We start from the raw sequence: 24,433 nt of genomic DNA, 5'->3' as shown, positions 1-24,433 counted from the left end.
ATCCTTTTAGGCGCTGTTTTTCCTTGTGAAAACAGCTGGTTGAGTAGCAGCCTGGGTTGCCGCCAGGAGGACTGCGCCATTCGTGGCACCCCAATTGCTATAGCTTGCTTAGCCAGTCGCCGGCATAACGGCCATTGATCCATAAAAACAATAAAGTCAGGAGAACCAAATGAGCGACTTTTCGCGCCGCAACTTTCTCAAAACGGCCACCCTTGCTTCTGCCGCCGTTGCCGCCGCCGGGCTCGGTCTGTACAGCGGCAAGAGCCAGGCTGCCGAGTTCAAGCTGAAGTTTGCCAACAACATGCCCATCAGCCACTCCATGAATGTGCGGGCGCGGGAAATGGCCAAGGCGATTCGTGAAGAAACCAACGGCGCGGTGCAGATCCAGATCTTCCCCAGCAGCCAGCTGGGCAGCGACACCGATACCCTGGCCCAAGTGCGCTCGGGTGCCGTCGACATGTTTGCCCTGTCGCCGGTGATCCTGGGCACGATGGTGCCTTCAGTGCAGATCAGCGCCGTCGGGTTCGCCTTCAAGGATTACGAGCAAGTATGGAGTGCGATGGACGGTGAGCTCGGCGCGCATGTGCGGGCCGAGATCGCCAAGACCGAGACCCTGTTTGCGTTCGACAAAATCTGGGACAACGGTTTTCGGGTGACCACCACCAGTACCCGCCCGATTGCCACCCCCGACGACCTCAAGGGCATGAAGCTGCGCGTGCCGCCGAGCCCCATCATCATGTCGATCTTCCGCGCCTTTGAAGCGGCGCCGACCAGCATCAACTTTTCCGAAGTGTACTCGGCACTGCAGACCCGCATCGTCGAGGGCCAGGAAAACCCGCTGACCCTGGTGGCCTCGGCGAAACTCTACGAAGTGCAGAAGTACTGCTCCCTGACCAACCATGTCTGGGATGGCTTCTGGATGCTGGGTAACAGCGCCTCCTTCAAGCGCTTGCCCGCGGACGTGCAGGCCGTGGTCAGCAAACACATCAATACCGCCGTGCTCGCGCAGCGCGATGACCTGGCCAAGCTGCAGGGCACCATCCGCGATACGCTCAAGCAGCAAGGCCTGGAGCTGGTGGCGGCGCCACCGGAACCGTTCCGCGAGCGCCTGCAAAGCGCCAATTATTATGGCGACTGGCACGACAAGTTCGGCGACGCCGCCTGGTCCATCCTCGAGAAATATGCCGGGAAACTGGCATGATGGTCGCGCCAGCGGCAGTGGCCCCCACGTCTACCATGCGCCTGCCGGCCCGGGCGCTTGTCTGTCTGAACACATGGACCATGCGGGCAGTCGGGTTGATCACCGTCGCGTTGATGGTGATTGAAACCTGCGTGCTGCTGGCGGGAGTGATTTACCGCTACCTGCTCCACAGTCCGCTGATCTGGTCCGATGAGCTGGCGTCTTCGCTGTTTATCTGGATGGCCATGTTTGGTGCGGTGCTGGCGCTGGACCGCGGCGAACACATGCGCATGTCGGCGCTGGTGAACAAGCTGCCGCAAGCCTGGCGCGGCTTCTGCGAGACGCTGTCGGCGCTGGTGGTGTGCCTGTTCGTGGTGATGATCATCGCCCCGGCCATGCAGCACTCCCATGAGCAGATGTCGATCACCACCCCGGCGCTGGGCATTCCCGATGGCCTGCGCGCAGCGGCCTTGCCGGTCGGTGCGGTGTTGATGCTGCTGGCCGCCGTGTCGCGCATGGCGCGGTTTTCCACGGTGCGCCAGTTCATGGCCGGGATTGCCGTGGTGGCGCTCGTGGCCTCGGTGTTGTGGATCAGCCAGCCGTTGCTGGTGGACCTGGGCAACTACAACCTGATTATCTTTTTCCTGGTGCTGCTGGGGGCCTGTGTCTTCGGCGGGATTCCCATCGCGTTCGCCTTCGGCACCGCGACCATGGCCTACCTGGCGCTGGCCACCCATGCCCCGTTGTCGATTGTGGTCAGTCGCATGGACGAAGGCATGTCGCACATGGTGCTGCTGGCGGTGCCACTGTTCGTGATGCTGGGCGTGGTGCTGCAACTGTCCGGCATGGCGCGCACGCTGATCGACTTCATGGCCTCGTTGCTCGGTCATGTGCGCGGCGGCCTGCAGTATGTCTTGCTGGGGGCGATGTTCCTGGTCTCGGGGATTTCCGGTTCCAAGGTCGCCGACATGGCGGCCGTAGCACCGGCCCTGTTTCCTGAAATGAAAAAACGCGGTTCCGAGCCCGAAGAATTGGCCGCGCTGCTGGCGGCGACCGGGGCGATGACCGAGACCATTCCGCCAAGCCTGGTGTTGATCACCATCGGCGCGGTGTGCAGCGTCTCGATTACCGCGCTGTTCATCGGTGGGCTGATGCCGGCGGTGGTGGCCACCGTGGTGATCGCGCTGGTGTGCTGGTGGCGCTCACGCAAGGAAGCAATGCCCAATGTTCAGCGTGCGCCGCTGTCGGTGGTCGCGCGCACGTTCATGATCGCCGTGCCGGCGCTGGCCCTGCCGGTGCTGATCCGAGTGGCAGTGCTGGAAGGTGCGGCCACCGCGACCGAGGTCTCCACGATCGGTGTGGCGTATGTGGTGATGGTCGGGCTGGTGATGCACCTGTTCATGCGCCACATCGAGTTCAAGAAGGTCTACCCGATGATGCTCGAAGCGGCGGCACTCTCCGGCGCCATCCTGCTGATCATCGGCATGGCATCGGCCATGGCCTGGGCACTGACCCAGTCGGGCTTCTCGGCATCGCTGGTGGACCTGATCAGTGAAATCCCGGGCGGAGCCATCGGCTTCATGATCGTCACCATCGTCACTTTCGTGATCCTGGGCAGCGTGCTCGAAGGCATCCCGGCGATCGTGCTGTTCGGGCCACTGATGTTCCCGCTGGCCGAGATGCTTTCGATTCACCCGGTGCATTACGCCATGGTGGTGATCCTGGCCATGGGCATCGGTCTGTTCGCACCACCCCTGGGGGTTGGTTTCTACGCCGCCTGCGCGATCAGCAAGGTTTCCTCCGACCTGGTCATCCGGCGTGTCTGGGGCTACCTCGCGGCATTGATCCTGGCGTTGATTATCGTCGCCTGTTTCCCATGGATTTCCATCGGTTTCCTTTAAGAGAGCACTTGTCATGAGCCAATCAGCCAAACAACAACTGCCAGGCGCCGCGGAGCTTGGGCGCGTGGCCCTGGTGACGGGGGCCGCCATGGGGATCGGTGCCGCCATCGCCGAACGCCTGGGGCACGACGGGCATACCGTGGTGGTGGCCGACATCAACCTGGCGGCGGCACAAGAAATGGTCGCCGGGCTGGATGCCCAAGGCATAACGGCGATGGCCTTGGTCATCGACGTCGGTGACGCGCAGTCCATAGCCGCGGCGTTTGCCTTGCTGCAAGCGCGCTTCGGGCGCTGTGATGTGCTGGTCAACAATGCCGGGGTGGCCAAGACTCAGGCGTTCCTGGAGTGCGACCTCAGCGACTGGCAACGGGTACTGAACATTAACCTGACCGGTTCGCTGCTCTGCGGCCAACACGCGGCACGGCTGATGCAGGCCAATGGCTGGGGGCGGATCATCAACGTCGCCTCGATCAGCGGTCTGCGCGCCAGCTTGGGTCGCACGGCCTACGGCACGTCCAAGGCCGCGCTCATCGGGCTGACCCGGCAGATGGCAGTCGAGCTTGCCGAGTACGGGATTACCGTCAACGGCATTGCCCCAGGCCCGGTGGATACCCCGTTGACGCAAAGGCTGCACTCGGCCGCGACGCGCGATTCCTATGCCCGCGCCGTACCGATGCGCCGCTATGGCACTCCGGCGGAAATGGCTGGGGCGGTGGCCTTCCTGGCATCCGATGATTCGTCGTACATCAGCGGCCATGTGATTCCGGTGGACGGCGGTTTCATGGCATCGGGCATTCTGGAGATCTGAAGGGGCGCGGTGGACAGGAGCGCGCCTGGGTCCTTATGCTGCCGGGTTCATACAAAAACAAACAAAAAATTATGAACCCCAACGCTCCAACCTCTGTGCTGTGGCACTGGCTCGCGCGTCCGCGGCGCAGTCTGGTGGCGCGCTACACCCTGCTTTCCGTGGTGGTCATGAGCATCGCCCTGATTGCCCTGGCGATTTTCTACGAGCAACTGGCCAAGGATTTGCTCAACCGCTTGACCGGTGAGCGGCTCGATGCCCAGGCGCTGTCCACGGCCAACCGTCTGTCATCGTTTCTCGATGACCGCTTCTACCAGCTGTCGGCGTTGTCCAACCACCCGAACATGCCGGACTTCATCACCGACCAGTCGCGTCCCAGCAGCGATGTGGATTCACTGCTCAAGCTTGAGGGCGACCTGCCGTTCCTGTACGGCGTGCTGTTCTTCGATGAGCACGAGCAGTTGCTCAATGTGCTGCCCGGCCAAGCGGCCTCGGGTGAACCCTACTGGACCAATTCGCAGTGGTCGGTCGCCGGCTTGCCGAGCACCCGCGTCGGTGATGTCGAGGTGATCGGGCCGTTGCTGCCCAAGGCCGGGCGTTCCGGTGGATTTTTGATTCGCAAGCTGATTCGCAGCGGACGCACCGATCATGGGGCGAGTATCGCCTTGCACCTGCGCCTGGCGTCGTTGACCGAACTGCTGGTCAGCGCCGGTATGAGTGGAGTGGTCGCACCGTTGTTGCGGGTGCCGGGCGGGGTGTTCATCGATCCCACCGGGCGCGTGGTTCCGGCCCCCACGCAGTGGCGCGAGGGGCCGCAGATCCTGCCGGGTTGGCAACTGGTATTCAGCGTCCAGCCGGGGGCGATCCTCGAACCCTTGAACGATGCTCGCCAGTGGTTGTACTGGGTGGCCGCGAGCTTCATCGGGTTTATCCTCATCGTGTTTTTCACCCTGTCGCGGCAACTGCGCGCACGGGTCAGTACCCTGTTGCAAGGGGCTCACCAACTGTCGATGGGCGACCTCGGTTATCGCCTGGCGGAGCAGCCGCACAACGACGAAATCGGGCATGTCGCCAGGGCCTTCAATGTGATGGCCGAGCGTTTGGCGGCTGTGATGGAAAACACCGTGCGCAGTGAAAACCTGGCGGTGTTGGGTACGTTCGCCACCGGGGTTGCCCATGAGGTGCGTAACCCCCTGGCAACCATGAAGACCACCGTGCAAGCGCTGCTGCGGCGTGAACAGGAGCCGGAGCGGCGGATGCTGTTGAGCGATCTCGGTCAGGAAATCGATCGACTGTCCCATGTCACCAGCGATCTCCTGGAGTACGGCCGGCCACACCCGGCCCAGCCCCAGGCAGTGGACGTGGCGCAGTTGTTCGAGCGCATCGCACGGCAGGTGGCGGCGGATAGCCAGGCGCACAATATCGAGCTGCGCTGTTGGACCGAACCCGGGTTGCAGCTGTACGTCGACCCGGAGCAAGCCCAGCAAGTGCTGCTCAATCTGTGCCTGAACGCGGTACAGGCCAGTCCCGATGACCAGGTGGTGCACCTGCGCGGCGAAGCCTCAGGCGAGCGCGTTTGCATCAGCGTGCTGGACCGTGGTTGCGGGATATCCGAGGCCGACCTGCAACAGATTCGCCAACCCTTTTTCACCTCCAAAGCCCGGGGCACCGGGCTGGGCTTGAGCATTTGCCAACAACTGCTGGAGGCCAACGCCGCCCGCATGGAAATCGTCAGTACGCTGGGGGAGGGCACGCAGGTCACGCTTGATTTCCCTGGCCTCAGTGCACGCGCTAAGTGAGTCGTTGATGTCTGAAATTCACGTTTTGATCGTTGATGACGAAGAGGCGCTGGTGCGCTCTCTGAGCTATGCCTTGCGTGCGGAGGGCATGCGCATCAGCACGGCCGGCAGTGGCGAGGCGGCGCTGGAGCGGGTCAAGGGCGGGCCCGCCGACATCGATATGGTCCTGCTCGACCTCGGCCTGCCGGGCATCGATGGCCTGGCCACGCTCGACGGCCTGCGCGCGCTGCAGCCCGGGTTACCGGTGATCATGATCTCTGCGCACGGCGATACGCGTGCGGCGGTGCAGGCGGTGAAAGGCGGGGCGACCGACTACCTGACCAAACCCTTCGAACTGGATGACCTGTTGGCGACCATCGCCAGCACCCTGGCCACACCCGGGCCCGTGGCCGAGTCGGATGGCAAGCAGATGGACGCCGGCCTGCACGGCCAGAGCCCGGCGATGTGCACCCTGAGTGCGGCGGTGCAGCGCATCGCGCGCAGTTCGGCGACGCGCATCCTGCTGTTGGGCGAGTCCGGTACTGGCAAGACATTGGTGGCGCAGGCGCTGCATGCCCATAGCTCGCGGGTGGCCCACGCCTTTATCGAGGTCAACTGCGCCGCCTTGCCGGAGCAGTTGATCGAGGCCGAGCTGTTTGGCTCGGAGAAGGGCGCCTACACCGGTGCCCATCAAAAGCGTGTGGGGCTGGTCAGCCAGGCCGATGGCGGGACGCTGTTTCTCGATGAAATCGGCGAGTTGCCCCTGGCGTTGCAAGCCAAGCTCCTGCACTTCCTGGAGAACGGCAGTTACCGTGCGGTGGGGGCCAATCGCGCCAGCAACGCCGACGTACGGGTGGTGGCGGCGACCAATCGCGACCTGGCGGAAGATGTGCGCCTGGGGCGGTTTCGCGAGGACCTGTTTTATCGGCTGAACGTGATCACCGTGGACATCCCGGCCCTGCGCGAGCGCGGCGATGATGTGGTGTTGCTGGCCGAGTATTTTGCCCGGCGCCAGGCCCTGGAGGAGGGCGTCGAGGCGATCCGGTTCGAGGCAGATTGTCTGGCGGCGCTGCGTGCCCATCGCTGGCCGGGCAATGTTCGCGAGCTGAAGAACCTCATCGAGCGCCTGACCATCCTGTCCCCGGGCCGGGCGATCAGCGCGGCGTTGTTGCCGGCACCGATGCACGGCCCCGAACTGGCGAGCGAGGCCCCGGCGCTGGGCGATCAACTTGAGCGCGCCGAGCGCGAGCTGGTGACCGATGCCCTCAGCCGGACCGCCGGGCACAAGGGCCTGGCCGCGCACCTGTTGGGGATCTCCCGGCATGCGCTCAAGCGTCGCTTGCAACGCCTGGGCATCGAGCGCTAACCGCTCAACCTTGCGCGGGGGATGAGCGCTAACCGCTCAACATCCCCGCCACCACCACACCCGCCAAACCCTTGTAGGAGCGAGCTTGCTCGCGATGGGGCAGGCACAGCCAACATCAACGGTGCCTGACACACCGCCATCGCGAGCAAGCCGCAAGCGGGCGCTCGCTCCTACAAGGGTTTGGCTGGTTCGCTTTGCCCATCCTTGAGACCTTCCCCAACACCTCTGGCACAGCCCTTGCTCTAGCAACCCGGCTGTCCAACAAGAGGCGTTGTCAACGCCCAACAGGAATTCATTGTATGTCCCTGCCCCGTCATTGGTTTCAGGTTGCCCTGGCCTTCAGCAGTGTGCTCGTGAGCGTTGCCGCCTGTGCCCAGGTTGGCCGGCTGGAGTTGGGTGTGGCCGCCGGTCAGGCCGACCTGACCATGGGCTGCCTGTACCCGATGACCGAGCGCGCCGCGATCTACGGCCAGGACAGCATCGTCGGCATCCAGGTGGCGCTGGACGAACTGCATGCCCGGCGTGAGGCGGGCGAGTTGCTGCCGCGCCTGCGGGTGATCGTCGATGACGACCAGTCGAAGGCGTCCTATGGCGTCAGCCTGGCCAAGAGTTTTATCCACAAGGACGGCGTGCAGGTGTTGTGCGGCATGGTGTCTTCGGGGGTGGCGCTGGCGGTCAGCGAGCTGGCCTACCAGGAGCGGGTGCTGATGATCGGCACCGACCATGCGTCCTCGCGCATGACCCTGGAAAACGGCCATCCGTATTATTTTCGCGTGACCAACGACACCTGGACCTCGATGGCGGCCGGTGCCCGTTATCTGCAAGCGCTGCAGAAAACCACGGGGTGGAAGCGCCTGGCGTTCATCGGTCCGGACTACGAGTACGGCCACGTCTCCCGTGATGACCTGCATGAAGCCTTCAGCCAGTTGGGCGTGCAATTCGAAGATGTCACCGAGCTGTGGCCACGGCTGTACGAGCCGGACTATTCGGCGTACATCGCCGCCCTCGAGCAGGCCAAGCCCGACATCATTGTCTCGGCCCTGTGGGGCGGCGACCTGCACGCCTTCATCAAGCAGGCAGCCGGTACCCGGTTGTTCGAAACCTCGCGCCTGGCCAACTTCGACACGGGTGGCAACTACGACTTCCTGGTGTCACTGGGAGCCAAGGCGCCGCCGGGGTTGATTCTCTCGGCCCGTCACCACAACAACTGGCCGGCCACCGAGCGCAACCACTCCTTTGTCGAGCGCTTTCGTGCCCTGAGCGGGCGATACCCGACCTACGCCGCCCAGGGCGCTTACACCGGCGTGATGGTGCTGGCCAAGGCCTATGAGAAAGCCGCCGGGGCCACCGACAGCCAGGCGTTGATCAAGGCGTTGGAGGGGCTGGAGATCGCCCTGCCGGAAGACCCGGACGGTTTCGCTTCACGGATTGACCCGATCACCCACCAGATCCAGCAAACCCAGGCGGTTGGCACTCCTGTGGCCAATGCCGATTTTCCTCCGGCGCAACTGATGCTGGGGGACTGGTCGGTGTATTCGGCGCAGGAGCTGCAGCTCGATGACGCCACGCTGGCGCGGCGACTGGCCGCACGTAAACGCAGTACCGAGGGCCAGGCACCTTAGGCCGTTCATTCATCCACCGAGACATCAGCCCATGTACAACTATAAAAAAACCATGATCAAACATCCCCTGGCCCTGGCCATCGCTGCCACGGGCCTGGCCCTGTCCTTGACCACCAGCGTCCAGGCAGCCGAGAACGGCAAGTTCCGCATCGGTATCGTGACCTTCCTCTCGGGCCCTGCGGCCGGCCCGTTCGGCGAACCCTCGGCGAATGCCGCCAAGGTGCTGGTGGAAGGGCTGAACCAGGGCAAGCTGCCCGCGCCCTATAACACCATTGGCATCAACGGTGCCGAGATCGAAGTGGTGATCATCGATGAGGCCGGTGGTGCGGCCAAGCAGGTGGAAGAGTTCCGTAACCTGGTGCAGCGCCAGAAGGTCGATGCAGTGGTGGGCTACATCTCGTCCGGCGACTGCCTGGCCATTGCCCCGGTGGCCGAAGAGCTGGGCGCGATGACGGTGTTCTACGATTGCGGCACTTCGCAGTTGTTCAATGAAGACAAGACCCCGCAGTTCGTGTTCCGCACCAGCCTCGATGCGGCCGTGGACAACATCGGCGCGGCGCGTTACCTGGCCAAGGTCCGCCCGGACGCGCAGAAGGTCGCCGGGATCCAGCAGAACTACGCCTGGGGCCAGGACAGCTGGAACGACTTCACCCACTCCATGGAGCAGTTGATGCCCAAGGCCAAGGTGGTCGAGTCGCAAATGCCCAAGGTGTTCCAGGGCCAGTATGGCGCCGAGATTTCCGCCTTGTCGGTCAAGCGCCCGGACATCATCCACTCCAGCTTCTGGGGTGGCGACATGGAGGCCCTGGTACTGCAGGCCAACGCCCGTGGCCTGCTGGAGGATGCAACCGCCGTGCTGACGTGCGGCGAGTCGGCGATCGACCGCTACAAGGACCAGGCACCCAACGGCATGATCATCGGCGGCCGTGGGCCATTCGGTGCGTTTGCCCCGGATAACGAGCTCAACCGCTGGTTCAAGGGCAGCTACCAGGCGGCCTACAAGACCGACCCGACGTACCCGGCGAGCAAGATGGCCCAGGCGATTCTCGGCCTCAAGCACGCGGCGGAGAACGCCAAGGTCGAGTCGGGCAAGGTCCCGGCACCGCTGGAGATCGCCAAGGCCTTCAAGGGCGCGACCTTCGAGTCGGTCTCGGGCCAGGTGCAAATGGCCCGGGCCGGTGGTCACCAGGCGATGCAAGGCATTGCCTACGGCGAGTACCAGTACGACGCGGCGAACAAGAAGGGCGGCGTGCAGAACGTCATCGCCTTCAACGGTGAGTGCGTGACCCCGCCGGACGGTACCACCGCGCTGGAATGGATCAAGGCCGGCTTCCCGGGTGCCCAGTGCAACTGAGCCGCGCCGCGTGATTGATCCACTGTGGCGGGCCTGCGGGCGCCGCCACCTCTTTGCCAAGGTAGGACCCCTATGATGAGTCTTTTTGCGGTGCTGATTGACGGCACCATCTATGCCTCGTGGCTGTTCCTGGTAGCCGCCGGGCTTACGGTGATCTACGGGGTGATGCGCATCCTGAACATGGCCCATGGCAGCTTCTACGCCATCGGCGCCTATACCGCCGCGTCGCTGGTGGGCTGGTATTTCAACAACGGCATCGGGCCGGTGTGGGCGGGGTATCTGTTGATGCTCGGTTGCGCGCTGGTGGCCGGGCTGATCGTCGGGCTGATCATCGAGCGCGGGTTGTTGCGCTTCATGTACGGCCGCGACGAAGTGCTGATGGTGATCATCACCTACGCCTTGCTGCTGGTCCTCGAAGACAGCATGAAGATGGTCTGGGGGGTGAATCCTTACTTCGCCTATCAGCCGTATGCCGAGATGGGCCGCAGCGCCCTGGCGGGGCTCAAGGTGTCCAACTACGACCTGATGCTGGTCGGTGTGTCGGTGGTGCTGGGCCTGTGCCTGTGGCTGTGGCTGGAGCGCACCCACCAGGGCAAGGTGCTGCGCGCGGTGATCCATGACCGGGAAGTGGCGATGGCCATGGGCGTCAACGTGCGCCGCATGTTCACCCTGGTGTTCGTGCTGGGCACCATGCTCGGCACGCTGGCGGGTGCCCTGACGGCGCCGGCGATTTCCGTGGTGCCGGGCATGGGCGTGGAAATCATCGTGCTGGCCTTTGCCGTGGTCGTGGTCGGTGGCATGGGCAGCATCGAAGGGGCCGCTGTTGGTGCCTTGCTGGTGGGCCTGAGCCGTGCCGCCGCCGTGCACTACGCCCCGGAATTCGAACTCTTTGTGATCTACGGCGTGATGGCGCTGGTGCTTGCGGTGCGTCCGCAGGGCCTGTTCGGCCGCGTGCTGGCGAGGAAAATCTGATATGCGCCTCAATAGAACCGAACTGATACTGCTCGGCGTCGCGCTGCTGCTGGCCGCCGGCGGCTTGATTGCGCCGCAATGGCTGGTGTTCCTGCTGACGATGGCCCTGGCCAAGTCGATGGTGGTGCAGGGCGTGGTGATGCAGATGCGCGCGGGCCTGGTGACCTTCGGCCAGGGCCTGTACTTCTGCGTCGGCGGTTATGCCGTGGGCATGAGCGGGCACTTCCTGGAGATCTCCGACCTGGCCTTGCTGCTGGTGATCGGGGTGGGCGCAGCCGTGTTGCTGGCAATGCTGCTGGGCCTGTTGATGACCCGCTACCGAGAGATCTTTTTCGCCATGTTGTCGTTGGCGTTCTCGATGATCCTGTACGGCGTGCTGGTCAAGAGCTCGGCCCTGGGCAGCACCGACGGCTTCAACGTCAAGGCCTGGAGCCTGTTCGGCTGGAGCCCGGCCCAGGGCCAGGCGCCGCTCGCGCTGTTCATCATCATCGTCGGCGTCTGCGCGGTGTTGGCGGTGTTGCTGCACCGCTACAGCCGCAGCAGTGCCGGGATGATGTGCGAAGCGATTCGCGAAAACGAAGTGCGCGTCGAGTACCTCGGCCAATCTCCCCGTTGGGTGCTGTACATGAACTACGTGGCGGCGGCTGCGGTGTCGGCCCTGGGCGGCGGCTTCATGGCGCTGTCGGCCGGGCACATCGACCCGGAAATGGCGTACTGGATCACCTCTGGCGAGTTCGTGTTCATTGCCTTGCTCGGCGGTACCGCCCACGTCGCGGCGCCCTTCATTGCGGCGATTGTGTTTGCGGTGGTGCGCACCTATGCCATCGAGCTGGTGCCCCATAGCTGGCAAATGATTCTGGGCTTCACCTTGCTGGCGATCATCGTGTTCCTGCCCAAGGGGTTGTGGAGCCTGTTTACCGGACAAGCGCGGAGGGCCAAGGCATGAGCTGCATTCTCGAAACTCAAGGACTGTGCAAGGCATTTGGTGCGGTCACCGCGGCCAAGGACGTCAACGTGCGCATTCGGCCGGGCGAAGTGGTCGGCGTCATCGGTTCCAACGGCGCCGGCAAGACCACCTTTATCAACATGGTCACCGGCTACCTGAAACCCAGCAGTGGCCAGGTCCTGTTCAATGGCCAGTCGATCATCGGCCGCACGCCCCGGGCGATTACCCGCCTGGGCATGGCCCGCTCGTTCCAGGTCGCCCAGTTGTTCCCCCAGTTGAGCGTAATGGACAACCTGCTGATCGCCGTGGCGGCGGCGCAGAACCCGTTTCCCTCGCTGCTGGCGCCGATGCGCACGGCGGCGCGGGTGGCGTTGGCCGACGCGATGCTTGCGCAGTTCGACATCGCCCGCTGGCGCGATACCCAGGTCACCGCCGTGCCGCAGGGTGTGCGCAAGCTGATCGATATCGCCATGGCGCTGATTGGCGAGCCACAGATGCTGCTGCTCGACGAACCCACCAGTGGGGTCAGCGCCGAGGAGAAAACTGCGCTGATGGACACGGTGATGCGGGTGGTCGCCGAGCGCCGGGTGACGGTGTTGTTTGTCGAGCACGACATGGACGTGGTGCGTCGTTACGTCTCGCGCATCCTCGCGTTCTACAGCGGTGAAGTACTGGCCGACGGGGTGCCGGAACAGGTGCTGGCCAATCCCCGGGTGCAGGAATTTGTCACCGGTAGCCAGAAAGTTCACCTGAGGGCCGCGCTATGAGTCTTGAAATTCGCAACCTGAGTGTATCGATCGAAGGGGTACCGATCCTGCACCAGGTGTCGCTGGCCGTGGGCGCCGGGCAGATGGTGGGATTGATCGGCCATAACGGTGCCGGCAAGACCACGCTGATCCGCGCCATCATGGGGTTGCTGGACGCCGACGCGGGTGACATGTCCTTTGCCGGGCAGGACCTGCGCACCCTGCCCAGCTTCAAGCGGGCAGCGGCGGGTATCAGCTATTTGCCGGAGGATCGGCGGTTGATCCCGGCGTTGACGGTCGAGGAGAACATCCTGCTGCCGGTCTGGGCCAATCACTTGGCCGACAGTCAGCGCCGCCTGGAATGGGTGTACAGCCTGATCCCGGAGATCGCCCAGTTCCGCGACCGCAAGGCCATGCAACTGTCGGGCGGCCAGCAAAAACTGGTGGCGCTGGCCCGGGCGCTGATGCCCGGCAACAAGCTGCTGTTGCTCGACGAACCCTTCGAGGGCGTGGCGCCCGTGCTGTCGAGGCGCTTGAGCGAGGTGATCGCCAAGCTCGGGCAGGAAGGTTTGTGCGTGCTGATCAGCGAGTCCGATGACACTCATTCTGCTGACCTGGTCGATGCGTTGTTTCGCATCGAGCGCGGCAGCGTGACAGTAGGGTAGGGAACACCATGTCGACATTTAACTTTGAAACCACCCCACGGGTGATCTGTGAAATTGACGGCGCCTTGCGCCTGGGCCAGTTGTGTCGCGAGCTCAAAGCCGAGCGGGTACTGCTGGTCAGTGACCCAGGCCTGCTGCGCGCCGGCTTGCTCGATGCACCGCTGGCGGCGATGCGCGAGCAGGGCGTGCAGGTCACGCTGTACAGCGATGTGCAGGCGGATCCGCCGGTGGCCGCGGTGCTGGATGCGGTGGAAGTGGCGCGCGGTTGCAGCGCCCAGGCGGTCATCGGGTTGGGCGGCGGCAGCTCCCTGGACACCGCCAAGCTGGTGGCGCTGCTGTGTGGTCACGAGCAGTCGCTGGAGTCGATCTACGGCATCAACCTGGCCAAGGGGCCACGTTTGCCGTTGATCCAGGTGCCGACCACCGCGGGCACCGGGTCCGAGGTCACGGCCGTGGCAATCGTCACTACCCCCAGCCATGAAAAGAAGGGCGTGGTCAGCCCGCTGTTGTATCCGGACATCGCCTTGCTGGATGCGCGCTTGACCGTCGGCCTGCCGGCGGCGATCAGCGCCATGACCGGGGTCGATGCGATGGTGCACGCGATCGAGGCCTATACCAGCGTGCACAAGAAAAACGTGTTGTCCGATGGCCTGGCGGTGCAGGCCCTGCGTTTGCTGGCGGGCAACCTGGATCGGGTACTGGCCGAGCCGGGTGACTTGGCGGCGCGTTCGGACATGCTCCTGGGTTCGATGCTGGCCGGCATGGCGTTCGCCAATGCGCCAGTGGCGGCGGTGCATGCGCTGGCCTATCCACTGGGTGGGCAATTCCACGTGCCCCATGGCTTGAGCAATGCCCTGGTGTTGGTGCCCGTGCTGAATTTCAACCGTTCGGCGGCCGAGCCGCTGTACGCGCAACTGGCCTCGGCGGTACTGCCGCAGCAGCGCTTTGCCAATGCGGCCGAGGCGTGCGAGGGGTTCATCGATTTCATCACCCGCCTGGTGGCGCGCATGCCGTTCGCCCAGCGTTTGCATGAGGTGGGCGTCACGGCCCAGGACCTGTCCCGGCTGACCGAGGACGCGCTGAAAGTCGAGCGCTTGCTGATCAACAACCCGCGTCCGCTCAACCGCGACGATATTCACGCCATCTACGCCTCGGTGCTGTAGGGCGAAGGAGTGATTCATGAGTTACGAATTCAGAAGCGTACCGCGCATCCTGTGTGAAGCCGGTGCGCTGCAACAGGTCGGGCACGTGCTCAGCGGATTGGGCGCACAGCGGGTGATGCTGGTGTGCGACCCAGGCATTGTCAGCCTGGGGTTTGCCGCCAGTGCGCAGCAGGCCTTGCACGCTGCTGGCTGCGAGGTGACGGTGTTTGACCAGGTGGTGCCCGATCCTTCGGCCAGTGTGGTCAAGCAGGCGGCAGCCCAGGCGCGCGCGTTCAAGGTCGATGGGGTGCTGGGGCTGGGGGGCGGCAGTTCCCTGGATGCGGCGAAACTGGTGGCCTTGCTGGTCAATAGCGAGCAGTCCCTGGAAGCCATGTACGGCACCGATAAAGCGCTGGGGCAACGGGTGCCGCTGGTGTTGATGCCAACCACCGCCGGCACGGGTTCGGAGGTGACCTGGGTCTCGGTAATCACTGATGAGCAGCAGTGCAAGCAGGTGGTGTACTCGCCGCAATTGCTGCCCGACGTGGCGGTGCTCGACCCCGAGCTGACCCTCGGTCTGCCGCCCAAGGTCACTGCCGCCACCGGCCTGGATGCCATGGTGCATGCCATCGAGGCCTACACCAGCCGCACGCGCAAGAACCCAATTGCCGACAGCCTGGCCACCGCCGCCTTGGCTTTGCTGGGACGCAATCTGCCCAAGGTGCTGGCCGATGGTCGGGACGTCGCGGCACGCACGGCGATGCTGCAAGGTTCACTGATGGCGGGCATGGCATTCGTCAATGCTTCGGTGGCGGCGATCCATGCCCTGGCCTATCCGTTGGGGGCGCGCTTCCATATTCCCCATGGCCACGCCAACGCCCTGGTCATGGCACCGATCATTCGCTTCAACCTCGCCCAGGCGCAGCGCCAATATGCTGAACTGGCAGCCTATCTGCTGCCGGACCAGCTGTTTGCCGATGAGGCCACGGCGGCCGAGGCGTTTGTCCTGGCCATTGAGGCGCTGGTGCGCGACAGCGGCCTGGAGACGCGTTTGTCGAAGCTGCAGGTCGACGAACAGGCCATCCCGTCGATGGCCACGGAAGTGGTGGTAGGCATTCGCCGCTTGATCGACAGCAATCCACGGGACATGACGGAGCAGGATGTAGCGGCCATCTATCGCGGGATTTTCTAAGCAGGAGCGTTGGCCTGGCGCTGCGTGTGAATCCATTCGGCCCAGGCCATGCAACCCGGGTGGTGGTTCTGGCCTGATGCCGGGTGGGCTGGCTGAGCACTCAATGTGAGGCTACATTTTCCTCTTTGAGTGCAAGGAACAATCATGCGGATATGGATGGCAGCGCTGGGGTGTGTGGTATTGGCGGGGTGTTCGTTACCGGCCTCGCTGGTGCCGGGGGAGCCGAACCTGAGCAAGGAGACTGCCAAGCCGCCCAAGGAATACGCGGCGTGTGTGTTGCCAGCCTGGCAGCGCGAGGTGCCCAAGGCTACCCAGACCCAGATCTCCAACGGCTGGCGGATCAACGCGCCCAGCATCATTACCGCCGATGAGATCGTCGATATCGTCAAGTACAAGGATGGCAGCAAGGTCTCGTTGTACCAGGGACCGCCGTGGGCCAAGTCGGCGGCCTTGCGCAAGGCGGTGCGCGATTGCCTGTAGCTCATGGGCTGGCTTGGGTTTCACAGACGAAATAATTGCTCTGGCGGTTTTTCGCGGTGAGGTCCTTGGTCAGTTGTCTGGCCGCCGCGACGCACTGTTGATAGGCATCGGGCTGCACCCAATGTTCAACGGCAATCACCTGGCAGTCGCTGCGCGAAGCGTCGGTGCACAGGTACAGCAGTAGAAAGACCGTCATACACTCTCCCGCACGCTCGCTGGCAGAATCTGTGCCGCCAGTACCCAGTATGTACGTCTCCATGACTTAGGCCAGCCTCGCGGCCGCCATTAGTCCATCAAGGAAGTTTTCATGATCACCACCACTACCCATTCCATCGAAGGTCGGCAGATTGCGGCGTACCTGGACATCGTCAGCGCCGAGTCCGTGCAGGGCATCAATGTGGTGCGGGATATATTTGCCGGCATGCGCGATTTTTTCGGCGGGCGTTCCCAGACCCTCGAGAAAGCCCTGCGTGAAGCCCGTGCCCAGGCCACTGACGAGCTCAAGGAGCGCGCCCGCAGCCTGCAGGCGGATGCGGTGGTGGGGGTCAACTTTGAAATCAGCATGCCCTCCGGCAAGGGCAGCATGCTGGTGGTCTTTGTGACCGGTACCGCGGTCAAGCTCAAGTAACCCGACTTGGGCCATTCGTCGGCGGATGGCTTTTTGAATGGGTGGTCCGGGTATGACCGGCTAGTCTGGAATCTCTTGAGGGTCTGTGCTTTTCAGGCAAACGCTTGTTTGTCGGTACCGACCTGTAGGGAGGGACGCAGAGATGAGCAATCCGTACATCGAAGATGATGGCGCTGAGTACCCGATCAACAACTGTGTGCACTGCGGGCAGACAGATTACGTCTCGGGGTTTGGCCAAGCGCCGAGCAAACCGGGCCAGGTCCGTGCGTCCACAGTGAGCAGGACTTCCAGTAAACCGTTCATGCCCAGGGTCACCGTGCCATTGCGCAAGTGATCGAAAACCCGACAGACCCCGCCGATGTGCGTAATGCTGTTCACTTAAGCGGAGCAGCCTTACGGTCCACTGGGAACCGGGTCTTTGAAATCTTCACCGTCCTTGGCCTCGAAGGCCTGGGGCGGTGATCCAGAAACAATCCCCCGATACCTGCCCTCAGTTCCGCCAAGCGTCTCCCTGTCGCTGAAACTGGATTGGCTGCTGCCATCACGATCAATTGCACGGCGATGTACTGACAGGCCGGTTTGAAACGGATGTCCGAAGGCGCTCGACCAAACGCCACCGCCGCTTGGCTCGCTTCCCGGCGAATCACGTTGTAAGCCAGCAACAGCCCCCACACTTCCTGATAGATCAGCTCGATTTTTTTGCTGCGCAAGGTCATTGCGTTCTGTTGCATTGAACTCTTGATGTCCCTGAAACCCAACTCGATCTCCCAACGCTCCTGATAAAGTTTGGCAACAGCCTTAGTGGTGTAGGTCTTGGCCGGCAAGGACGTCATGACGGTTTTCACTTTGCCTTGAATTTCATAGCTGACTTCGCGTACCTCCCAGTGCGAGGGAAGAGTCGGATTTCGCTTTCTGGCCTGTGGCGAGACTTTCATACGCACCAAACGGTCGCGCTGGTTGTAGCGGGCCACTTCCTCGCAGACCAGTCCCTTTTTTGCCGGGATCAACCAATGACGGCTGGTGCCCGTTCTACTTAGGCTCAACAGCAGCTCCGCGCCCCAGAACCCTTTGTCGAACAGCGTCACCGAGTGGTCGGGAATCTGCTGCAAAAACTCGTCGGCCAGGCGCATTTCACTGCGTCGGTAGGGGCTCAATTGTGCATCTAGGATCACGTGCGAACGCACATTCATTAGCGCCACCAGGCGCAGCATCGGAAACGGTGTCTGGCGATCGCTGGGGGTGTTTCCCGACCCGAAGTGATCTCGAAGCTCGGGCGTATCCGGGGTGCGAAAAAGCGCACCGTCCACCGCGAAAACCTGCAAATTATGCCAGGCATCATCGTCATAGCGCTCTGCGCCCCAATGGTTGCCGGTCTTACGGAACAACCACTCAACAGGATCGGCGCCGAGCCGTTTACGAGCTTCGGTTACACCACTGCGCGCCAGCAAATGGTCAGAGGCCAGGCCTTGGGCGCAGATGTTCAAACGCCTGGCCACCTCGTGAACCGGCTCGTCACGAAATAACGCCATGCCAAGCACTAGCCACAGCACTTGATCAGCGGGCAGGCGCCGCCGGCGAATGGTCGCCTGACTGGAGAGGTCGAGCGCAGACGCTACCCACTCGATGGGAATGTTTTGGGTGAAGGTGCTCAGGTCGCAGAAGTTAAAAAGGTCGTCGAGGTCGAGCAGGTCCTGTTGAACAGACATAAAAAATCCGATGCCAGAGGTCTGGCATCGGATTTTCTAGGAAGCCCGGCGTGAGCTCAAATGCTTAAGTGAACAGCATTACGCCGATGTGCGGGGTTTTTTGTGCCTGCGGTTTGGCGGGAGGAGGGGTGATATGCAGGTGTGTCATATTTTGTATCAATGTAACCAGGAGTGGTTGGGGTGTTTCACGTTTCTTTCACAAGCCAAAACGTAGGCTCAGCTCATCCGTTAAAAGCAAGTCTTGTCAGCCCGTTCCCCAGCGGGCTTTTTTTTGCCCGCGATAAAACTCTTCGGCTAATTGCTGTCCAACCCACGCGCACAGCAAGGTTGGCGGCGTCCTCGTCTGGACACCCCCCTTCAGTAGCAGCCCATTTCTACGATTCAATACTCTGTTTGAGGTTCATGTCATGCGTTTAACTCTGCCTGCTCTGGTTCTGGGGCTTCTGGTCGCTCAAGGTGCAATGGCTTCCGGTGATGGCACCGCGGCGTTGGGTGGCGGCCTGGGTGGCGCGTTGGGCAACGTGGTGGGTCAGAAGCTCGGTGGCAGCACCGGCGCGACCATTGGCGCGGGTGTAGCCGGCGCTGCCGGTGGTGCTGCGGGCGCCCACAAGGGTAATCGCACCAAGGCCGCCATTGGCGGTGGTGTCGGCGCGGCCGGTGGTTCGGTCATCGGGCGTTCGCTGGGCGGCAAGAATGGTGCGACCATCGGCGCCGGCCTGGGCGGTGCCGCGGGTGGCGCGGTGGGTAACAGCATGGGCAAGAAGGGTCACTGATCCTTCGCTGCGATGTACCGGTAGGAGCGGGCGCCGGCTTGCGGCTTGCTCGCGTTGAACGCAACGCGTTTATTCAGGCAGCATGGGTAAGCGTTGACGTCCATCGCGAGCAAGCTCGCTCCTACAGTCAATCTGGCTGTCCGCACATTTTGCGTACGGCCGCCACAAAACCAAGATCAAACGAACGCAGCCCTAGGCAGTTCCCACAGCCGGGGTTCACAGCTCCAGTTGATCGGCGCGGATGCCGAATGCCGTGGCGATCTTTTCCCGGGTGGCGCGGCGTGGTTTGTTGACCGCCTCCTGTTGGGCAAACGCCGGCTGGGAAATGCCCAGGCGCCTGGCCACCTCTTCCTGGGTCAGGTTCAGGTGCTCGCGCCACGCGCGGATCGGGGTGGCCCCGTCGACAATGCGGCTGACCACCGAGTGTGGAATCAGCTCGGCAGTGCCAGTTTGGCTGATGTACTGCTGATAGGGGATGACCACAAAGGCCGGCTCGCCGTCCGGGCCCTTGATGATTTGAATCTCAGTAGGTGCGTTCATCGCGTTTTTTGACCTCTTGAATGCTGATCACCTGGATCGCGCCGTCCCACTCGAATAACACCCGGTAGTTGCCGACCCTGAGTCGATAGCCATAGGCATGAGGGCCCAGGGCTTTGACGTTGCTCACATCGGGCATGCGTTCGAGCAGCGTGACTGCGTCGCGTATTTTCCGTTGCTGGTCACTGTGTATCCGCAGCAGTTGCTTGACGGCTTTGCGGGTCCAGTAGATTTCGTTCATGAGAGTCTAATAAGTCTTCCATAAGTTAATCAACAGTTATCTTATAAAATAATAAGTTAACGTCTCACGCTTTCCCTGCGCTCGAGATTCACCCTAGGCCCTGCTGTCGATGTTGCGACTGGCAAATGGTTGCCCCATGTAAACCAGGCTCGTTATGCTGCTGAACCCTTTCTTCGACCGTTGCGCGGTCGATCAGGGCCATGGCCGTACCTGAGCCGTTCCTGGAATGTTGTGTTGATAACGGATCAGATGCGATGAGTGCACAGCTGGAGTTGGGCCCGATCAAGGCCGTGATTTTTGATATGGATGGTCTGTTGCTGGATACCGAGGGCATTTACACCGAGGTCACGCAGATCATCGCGCAACGCTACGGCCGTACGTTCGACTGGAGCATCAAGCAGAACATCATTGGCCGTGGCGCCGCCGACCTGGCGCGTTATTTGGTGCAGGCGCTAGAGTTGCCCATCAGTGCCGAGGAGTTCCTGCGGGTTCGCGAACCCTTGATGCAGGAACGTTTTCCTCTTGCGCTGGCGATGCCAGGGGCGCGGGAGTTGGTTGAGCACTTGCAGGCCAACAATATTCCGATTGCCGTGGGCACCAGTTCTTCGAGTCAGTCCTTCGCGCAGAAAACCACCTTGCACCGTGACTGGTTCGCGCTGTTCGACACCATCGTCACCGCCGACGACCCTGAAGTCGGTGCCGCCAAGCCGGCCCCGGATATCTTCCTCACCGCCGCGCGCCGCCTGGGCGTAGCGCCTGAGGATTGCCTGGTGTTCGAGGATTCGCCATTTGGCGTCACTGCGGCGAAAGCGGCGGGGATGACCGCGGTAGCGGTGCCGGACGCGGCCATGGCTGACGAAAAGTATGCCCATGCCGACAGCATCTTGCGTTCGTTGAAGGCTTTTTCGCTGCAGGCCTATGGCTTGCCGGCACTTGAAACCGCCTGACCAGTGATCCAGGCACAACAAGACGCCGAGTAACCTGTGCAGGGTTACCCGGCGTTTTGTTGTACCTGTAAAGGCCTCAGGCGCCAAAACCACCGTCGATGGTCAAGCTGGCCCCGGTGATATAGCCAGCTTCAGGACCTGCCAGGTAGGCGACGAAGCTGGCGATTTCGTCAGCGGTGCCATAACGGCCCACAGCCATCAGCGGGATCAGGCTTTCGGCGAACTCGCCGTGGGCCGGGTTCATGTCGGTGTCGACCGGGCCGGGTTGCACGTTGTTGATGGTGATGCCCCGTGGACCCAGGTCGCGGGCCAGGCCCTTGGTCAGGCCGACCAGTGCGGCCTTGCTCATGGCGTAGGGGCCGCCACCGGCGAAGGGCATGCGGTCGGCGTTGGTGCTGCCGATGTTGATGATGCGACCGCCGGCGCCCATGTGCCGTGCGGCTTCCTGGCTGGCGATGAACACGCTGCGCACATTGATAGCCAGCGTCTGGTCGAAGTCTTCGAGTTTGAAATCTTCCAACGCAGCGATGGCCAGCACGCCCGCGTTGTTGACCAGGATGTCCAGCCGCCCAAAGGTTTGCACGGTGCTATTGACCGCCTGGCGGATGGCCACGGCATCGGCGCTGTCGGCCTGGATCGCCAGGGCTTTGCCACCTGTGGCAATGATGCTGTCCTGCAGCTCCTTTGCCTTGGCGGTGGAGCTGACGTAGGTAAAGGCAACGGCGGCGCCTTCAGCGGCCAGGCGCTGGACGATGGCCGCGCCGATACCGCGGGAGCCGCCCTGGATCAGCGCTACTTTGCCGCTGAGAGGTTGAGTGGTCATGTCGATCTCCAAAGTCCCGAGGCGAAGTGTCCCGGTTGATGGAGCCTAGTATTGATTTCCCATTACCCCCTGAGTAGACCCTGATTGCGATAGTCTGTGTAAACCAAAAGTTTATAGTGGCGATCATGGAAACCTTCAGCAGTATCGAATGCTTCGTCCGTAGCGCCGAGGTCGGCAGCTTTGCCGAGGCTGCACGACGCTTGAGCCTGACCCCGGCGGCGGTGGGCAAGAGTGTCGCCAAGCTGGAGGCGCGCCTGGGTGTGCGGCTGTTTCAGCGCAGTACCCGGCGCCTGACGCTGACCGAGGCCGGTCAGTTGTTTCTCGGTGAGGTCAGCGCCAGCCTGCATACGATCCAGAATGCGGTGGCCAACCTGGCCAGCGCCGAAGGGCGTCCGGCCGGGACCCTCAAGGTCAGTATGGGCACGGTGTTCGGCCGGTTGTACATCGTGCCGTTGCTGGGGGAGTTCCTGGGGCGCTATCCGGCGATCAACCCGGATTGGCATTTCGATAACCGCCAGGTCGACCTGATCGGCCAGGGCTTCGACGCGGCGATCGGCGGCGGCTTCGAGCTGCCCCAGGGGGTGGTCGCCCGTCGACTGACCCCGGCCCATCGGGTGCTGGTGGCGTCCCCGGAGTACCTGGCACGCCAACCGCCGGTGCTCGAACCGGATGATCTGCGCCACCACGACGGCATCCTGATTCGCTCGCCGCAGACCGGTCGCGTACGTTCCTGGCAATTGACCAGTCGCCAGCAGCAACACAGCCCGCTGAACCTCAAGGTGCGGATGACCCTCAGTGACTCGGAAGCGGCCTGTGCCACGGCGACCCAGGGTCTGGGCATTGCGCTGGTGAGCATGCCGTTTGCGCTGGCTTATCTGCAGGCGGGAACGTTGCAGCGGGTGTTGCCGGACTGGTACGTCGATGATGGCAACATTTCCATCTACTACGCCGAGCACAAACTGCTACCGGGCAAGACCCGGGTGTTTGTCGATTTCATCATCGAGCAGTTTGCGCAGCAGCAGTGGGCTGTGCGATTCAGTGCGGTCTGAATCGCGCGGCGTGATGGTCGCGAGCAAGCTGTGCTCCCACCAGGATCAGGCTTTCTTGATGATGTTGCCGGCGTGCAGGCCGCATTCTTTCTGGGTGGCCTCTTCCCACCACCAGCGACCTTCGCGCTCGTGCTGGTTCGGCAGCACCGGGCGGGTGCAGGGTTCGCAGCCGATGCTGATGAAGCCGCGCTCGTGCAGGCTGTTGTAGGGCAGCTCCAGCATGCGGATGTAGCCCCAGATCTCTTCGCTGCTCATTTGCGCCAGCGGGTTGAACTTGTACAGCGGGCGCTCGGCGGTGGAGAACGCGCTGTCGATTTCCAGCACGGCCACCTGGCTGCGGGTTCCCGGGCTCTGGTCGCGGCGTTGGCCGGTGGCCCAGGCGCGCACGCTGGAGAGCTTGCGGCGCAGCGGTTCGATCTTGCGGATGCCACAGCATTCGCCGTGACCGTCCTTGTAGAAGCTGAACAAGCCTTTTTCCTTGACGAACGGTTCCAGCTTGCTGTGGTCCGGCGACACCAGTTCGATCTGGATGTTGTAGTGCTCGCGCACCTGATCGATGAAACGATAGGTCTCCGGGTGCAGGCGCCCGGTGTCGAGGCTGAAGACCTTGACGTTTTTATTGAGCTTCCAGGCCATGTCCACCAGCACCACATCCTCGGCGCCGCTGAAGGAGATCCACAGGTCGTCCCCGAACTCGGCAAAGGCCAGTTTGAGAATGTCCTGGGCGGATTTGTTGGCATAGGTCGCGGCGAGTTCAGCGACGTCGAACGATGGGCTCATCAGGGCGGTTTCCTACAGGTCTGTGGCGCTAAGCGCTCTATATGCAGGCGATGTTAGCAAAAACCCAGGCCCGCTGGCGCGCTTGTCTGCGTTGCGCAGCGAGTTGCGACTCGCTAGAGTTCGGCAGTCCTTTTGCTCGCTCAACTCAATAATCAGTACAAATGGGAGTGTGTTGTGGAAATTGCCTGTCTCGACCTGGAAGGTGTCCTGGTCCCGGAAATCTGGATCGCCTTTGCCGAAAAAACCGGGATTGAATCCCTCAGGGCAACCACCCGGGATATTCCCGACTACGACGTGCTGATGCAGCAGCGCCTGCGCATCCTCGACGAGCACGGCCTGAAGCTGGCCGATATCCAGGAAGTGATCGGCACCCTCAAGCCGCTGGAGGGCGCTATCGAGTTCGTCAATTGGCTGCGTGAGCGCTTCCAGGTGGTGATCCTGTCCGACACTTTCTACGAATTTTCCCAGCCACTGATGCGTCAACTGGGCTTCCCGACCTTGCTCTGCCATCGCCTGGTCACCGACGAGACCGGTCGGGTCACCGGTTATCAGTTGCGCCAGAAAGACCCCAAGCGCCAGTCGGTCCTGGCCTTCAAGAGCCTGTACTACCGGGTGATCGCCGCGGGTGATTCGTACAACGACACCACCATGCTGGGCGAGGCTGATGCCGGGATTCTGTTCCATGCACCGGACAATGTGATCCGTGAGTTCCCGCAGTTTCCGGCGGTGCACACGTTTGCCGAGTTGAAGCAGGAATTTCTCAAGGCTTCGAACCGGGAGTTGAGCCTGTAATCGTCCTT

The 24,433-nt window shown here is 62.6% G+C and carries 26 protein-coding genes; 20 read left to right on the top strand and 6 right to left on the bottom strand.

Annotated features, from left to right (window positions below; translation table 11 throughout):
- The first annotated feature begins 169 nt into the window (after positions 1-169).
- From PspS04_RS18975 to PspS04_RS18910, 14 genes are all read left to right on the top strand, one after another.
- Positions 170-1,201, top strand: coding sequence for a TRAP transporter substrate-binding protein (locus tag PspS04_RS18975; protein WP_159997155.1), 1,032 nt, complete (start codon positions 170-172; stop codon positions 1,199-1,201).
- Positions 1,198-3,081: a TRAP transporter large permease gene (locus PspS04_RS18970; protein ID WP_095165555.1), complete on the top strand. Its 1,884-nt coding sequence runs from the start codon at positions 1,198-1,200 to the stop codon at positions 3,079-3,081. Before PspS04_RS18975 ends, PspS04_RS18970 begins: the two co-directional genes overlap by 4 nt.
- A gap of 13 nt (positions 3,082-3,094) precedes the next feature.
- Positions 3,095-3,889 (top strand): SDR family NAD(P)-dependent oxidoreductase, encoded by a 795-nt coding sequence (locus PspS04_RS18965; protein WP_159997153.1) that lies wholly within the window; start codon positions 3,095-3,097, stop codon positions 3,887-3,889.
- 71 nt (positions 3,890-3,960) lie between these two features.
- Positions 3,961-5,685 carry a sensor histidine kinase gene (locus PspS04_RS18960; protein WP_095165652.1) on the top strand — a complete coding sequence of 575 codons (1,725 nt, stop codon included), beginning with the start codon at positions 3,961-3,963 and terminating at the stop codon, positions 5,683-5,685.
- A 7-nt stretch (positions 5,686-5,692) separates the two neighbouring features.
- Positions 5,693-7,030 (top strand): sigma-54-dependent transcriptional regulator, encoded by a 1,338-nt coding sequence (locus tag PspS04_RS18955; protein WP_159997151.1) that lies wholly within the window; start codon positions 5,693-5,695, stop codon positions 7,028-7,030.
- 299 nt (positions 7,031-7,329) lie between these two features.
- Positions 7,330-8,652 carry an ABC transporter substrate-binding protein gene (locus PspS04_RS18950; protein WP_159997149.1) on the top strand — a complete coding sequence of 441 codons (1,323 nt, stop codon included), beginning with the start codon at positions 7,330-7,332 and terminating at the stop codon, positions 8,650-8,652.
- A 31-nt stretch (positions 8,653-8,683) separates the two neighbouring features.
- Positions 8,684-10,006 (top strand): ABC transporter substrate-binding protein, encoded by a 1,323-nt coding sequence (locus PspS04_RS18945; RefSeq protein WP_095165548.1) that lies wholly within the window; start codon positions 8,684-8,686, stop codon positions 10,004-10,006.
- 72 nt (positions 10,007-10,078) lie between these two features.
- Positions 10,079-10,978, top strand: a complete 900-nt coding sequence (locus PspS04_RS18940) for a branched-chain amino acid ABC transporter permease (protein ID WP_095165546.1) — start codon at positions 10,079-10,081, stop codon at positions 10,976-10,978.
- 1 nt (position 10,979) lies between these two features.
- Positions 10,980-11,924, top strand: a complete 945-nt coding sequence (locus tag PspS04_RS18935) for a branched-chain amino acid ABC transporter permease (protein ID WP_095165544.1) — start codon at positions 10,980-10,982, stop codon at positions 11,922-11,924.
- Entirely contained in the window at positions 11,921-12,691 is a 771-nt protein-coding gene (locus tag PspS04_RS18930) for an ABC transporter ATP-binding protein (protein ID WP_095165542.1), read from the top strand. The genes PspS04_RS18935 and PspS04_RS18930 overlap by 4 nt, the downstream gene beginning before the upstream one ends.
- Complete coding sequence (locus PspS04_RS18925; RefSeq protein ID WP_159997147.1) at positions 12,688-13,335, top strand: ATP-binding cassette domain-containing protein; 648 nt, start codon at positions 12,688-12,690, stop codon at positions 13,333-13,335. The genes PspS04_RS18930 and PspS04_RS18925 overlap by 4 nt, the downstream gene beginning before the upstream one ends.
- 8 nt (positions 13,336-13,343) lie before the next feature.
- On the top strand, positions 13,344-14,498 hold the full coding sequence (locus PspS04_RS18920) for an iron-containing alcohol dehydrogenase (RefSeq protein ID WP_159997145.1): 1,155 nt from the start codon (positions 13,344-13,346) through the stop codon (positions 14,496-14,498).
- A 16-nt stretch (positions 14,499-14,514) separates the two neighbouring features.
- The gene (locus PspS04_RS18915; protein ID WP_095165536.1) at positions 14,515-15,669 is read left to right on the top strand and encodes an iron-containing alcohol dehydrogenase; all 1,155 of its coding nucleotides are present in this window, start codon (positions 14,515-14,517) and stop codon (positions 15,667-15,669) included.
- Positions 15,670-15,813: 144 nt separating this feature from the next.
- Complete coding sequence (locus PspS04_RS18910) at positions 15,814-16,149, top strand: hypothetical protein (RefSeq protein WP_159997143.1); 336 nt, start codon at positions 15,814-15,816, stop codon at positions 16,147-16,149.
- 1 nt (position 16,150) lies between these two features.
- Here the strand turns inward: PspS04_RS18910 and PspS04_RS18905 are convergent, their stop codons facing one another.
- Positions 16,151-16,345 carry a hypothetical protein gene (locus tag PspS04_RS18905; protein WP_095165532.1) on the bottom strand — a complete coding sequence of 65 codons (195 nt, stop codon included), beginning with the start codon at positions 16,343-16,345 and terminating at the stop codon, positions 16,151-16,153.
- A gap of 111 nt (positions 16,346-16,456) precedes the next feature.
- On the opposite strand from PspS04_RS18905, the gene PspS04_RS18900 reads away from it, so the two are divergent.
- Positions 16,457-16,777: a YbjQ family protein gene (locus PspS04_RS18900; protein WP_095165530.1), complete on the top strand. Its 321-nt coding sequence runs from the start codon at positions 16,457-16,459 to the stop codon at positions 16,775-16,777.
- Between the two features lie 142 nt (positions 16,778-16,919).
- Positions 16,920-17,111, top strand: coding sequence for a hypothetical protein (locus PspS04_RS18895; protein WP_095165528.1), 192 nt, complete (start codon positions 16,920-16,922; stop codon positions 17,109-17,111).
- Between the two features lie 40 nt (positions 17,112-17,151).
- On the opposite strand, the gene PspS04_RS18890 is transcribed toward PspS04_RS18895, so the two are convergent.
- The gene (locus tag PspS04_RS18890) at positions 17,152-18,483 is read right to left on the bottom strand and encodes an IS4 family transposase (protein WP_159993239.1); all 1,332 of its coding nucleotides are present in this window, start codon (positions 18,481-18,483) and stop codon (positions 17,152-17,154) included.
- A 407-nt stretch (positions 18,484-18,890) separates the two neighbouring features.
- Between PspS04_RS18890 and PspS04_RS18885 the strand changes: the two genes are divergently transcribed.
- Positions 18,891-19,256 (top strand): glycine zipper domain-containing protein, encoded by a 366-nt coding sequence (locus tag PspS04_RS18885; RefSeq protein ID WP_095165526.1) that lies wholly within the window; start codon positions 18,891-18,893, stop codon positions 19,254-19,256.
- Positions 19,257-19,472: 216 nt separating this feature from the next.
- On the opposite strand, the gene PspS04_RS18880 is transcribed toward PspS04_RS18885, so the two are convergent.
- Complete coding sequence (locus tag PspS04_RS18880; RefSeq protein WP_095165524.1) at positions 19,473-19,796, bottom strand: helix-turn-helix domain-containing protein; 324 nt, start codon at positions 19,794-19,796, stop codon at positions 19,473-19,475.
- Positions 19,780-20,034 carry a type II toxin-antitoxin system RelE family toxin gene (locus PspS04_RS18875; protein ID WP_095165523.1) on the bottom strand — a complete coding sequence of 85 codons (255 nt, stop codon included), beginning with the start codon at positions 20,032-20,034 and terminating at the stop codon, positions 19,780-19,782. The genes PspS04_RS18880 and PspS04_RS18875 overlap by 17 nt, the downstream gene beginning before the upstream one ends.
- A 254-nt stretch (positions 20,035-20,288) precedes the next feature.
- Between PspS04_RS18875 and PspS04_RS18870 the strand changes: the two genes are divergently transcribed.
- The gene (locus PspS04_RS18870) at positions 20,289-20,981 is read left to right on the top strand and encodes an HAD-IA family hydrolase (protein ID WP_159997141.1); all 693 of its coding nucleotides are present in this window, start codon (positions 20,289-20,291) and stop codon (positions 20,979-20,981) included.
- A gap of 76 nt (positions 20,982-21,057) precedes the next feature.
- On the opposite strand, the gene PspS04_RS18865 is transcribed toward PspS04_RS18870, so the two are convergent.
- Positions 21,058-21,804: a 3-oxoacyl-ACP reductase family protein gene (locus tag PspS04_RS18865; protein ID WP_159997139.1), complete on the bottom strand. Its 747-nt coding sequence runs from the start codon at positions 21,802-21,804 to the stop codon at positions 21,058-21,060.
- 125 nt (positions 21,805-21,929) lie between these two features.
- On the opposite strand from PspS04_RS18865, the gene PspS04_RS18860 reads away from it, so the two are divergent.
- On the top strand, positions 21,930-22,853 hold the full coding sequence (locus tag PspS04_RS18860) for a LysR family transcriptional regulator (RefSeq protein WP_159997137.1): 924 nt from the start codon (positions 21,930-21,932) through the stop codon (positions 22,851-22,853).
- A 45-nt stretch (positions 22,854-22,898) separates the two neighbouring features.
- Here the strand turns inward: PspS04_RS18860 and PspS04_RS18855 are convergent, their stop codons facing one another.
- Positions 22,899-23,633 carry a phosphoadenylyl-sulfate reductase gene (locus PspS04_RS18855; RefSeq protein ID WP_095165515.1) on the bottom strand — a complete coding sequence of 245 codons (735 nt, stop codon included), beginning with the start codon at positions 23,631-23,633 and terminating at the stop codon, positions 22,899-22,901.
- Positions 23,634-23,807: 174 nt separating this feature from the next.
- Here PspS04_RS18855 and thrH point away from each other — a divergent pair, with 174 nt between their 5' ends.
- The gene (gene thrH / locus PspS04_RS18850) at positions 23,808-24,425 is read left to right on the top strand and encodes a bifunctional phosphoserine phosphatase/homoserine phosphotransferase ThrH (protein ID WP_095165513.1); all 618 of its coding nucleotides are present in this window, start codon (positions 23,808-23,810) and stop codon (positions 24,423-24,425) included.
- The last annotated feature ends 8 nt before the right edge of the window (positions 24,426-24,433 follow it).

This window comes from Pseudomonas sp. S04 (genome assembly GCF_009834545.1).
Taxonomy (GTDB): domain Bacteria; phylum Pseudomonadota; class Gammaproteobacteria; order Pseudomonadales; family Pseudomonadaceae; genus Aquipseudomonas.
Note: the sequence above shows the minus strand (reverse complement) of the source record. Positions and strands in the feature narration are given on the sequence as shown.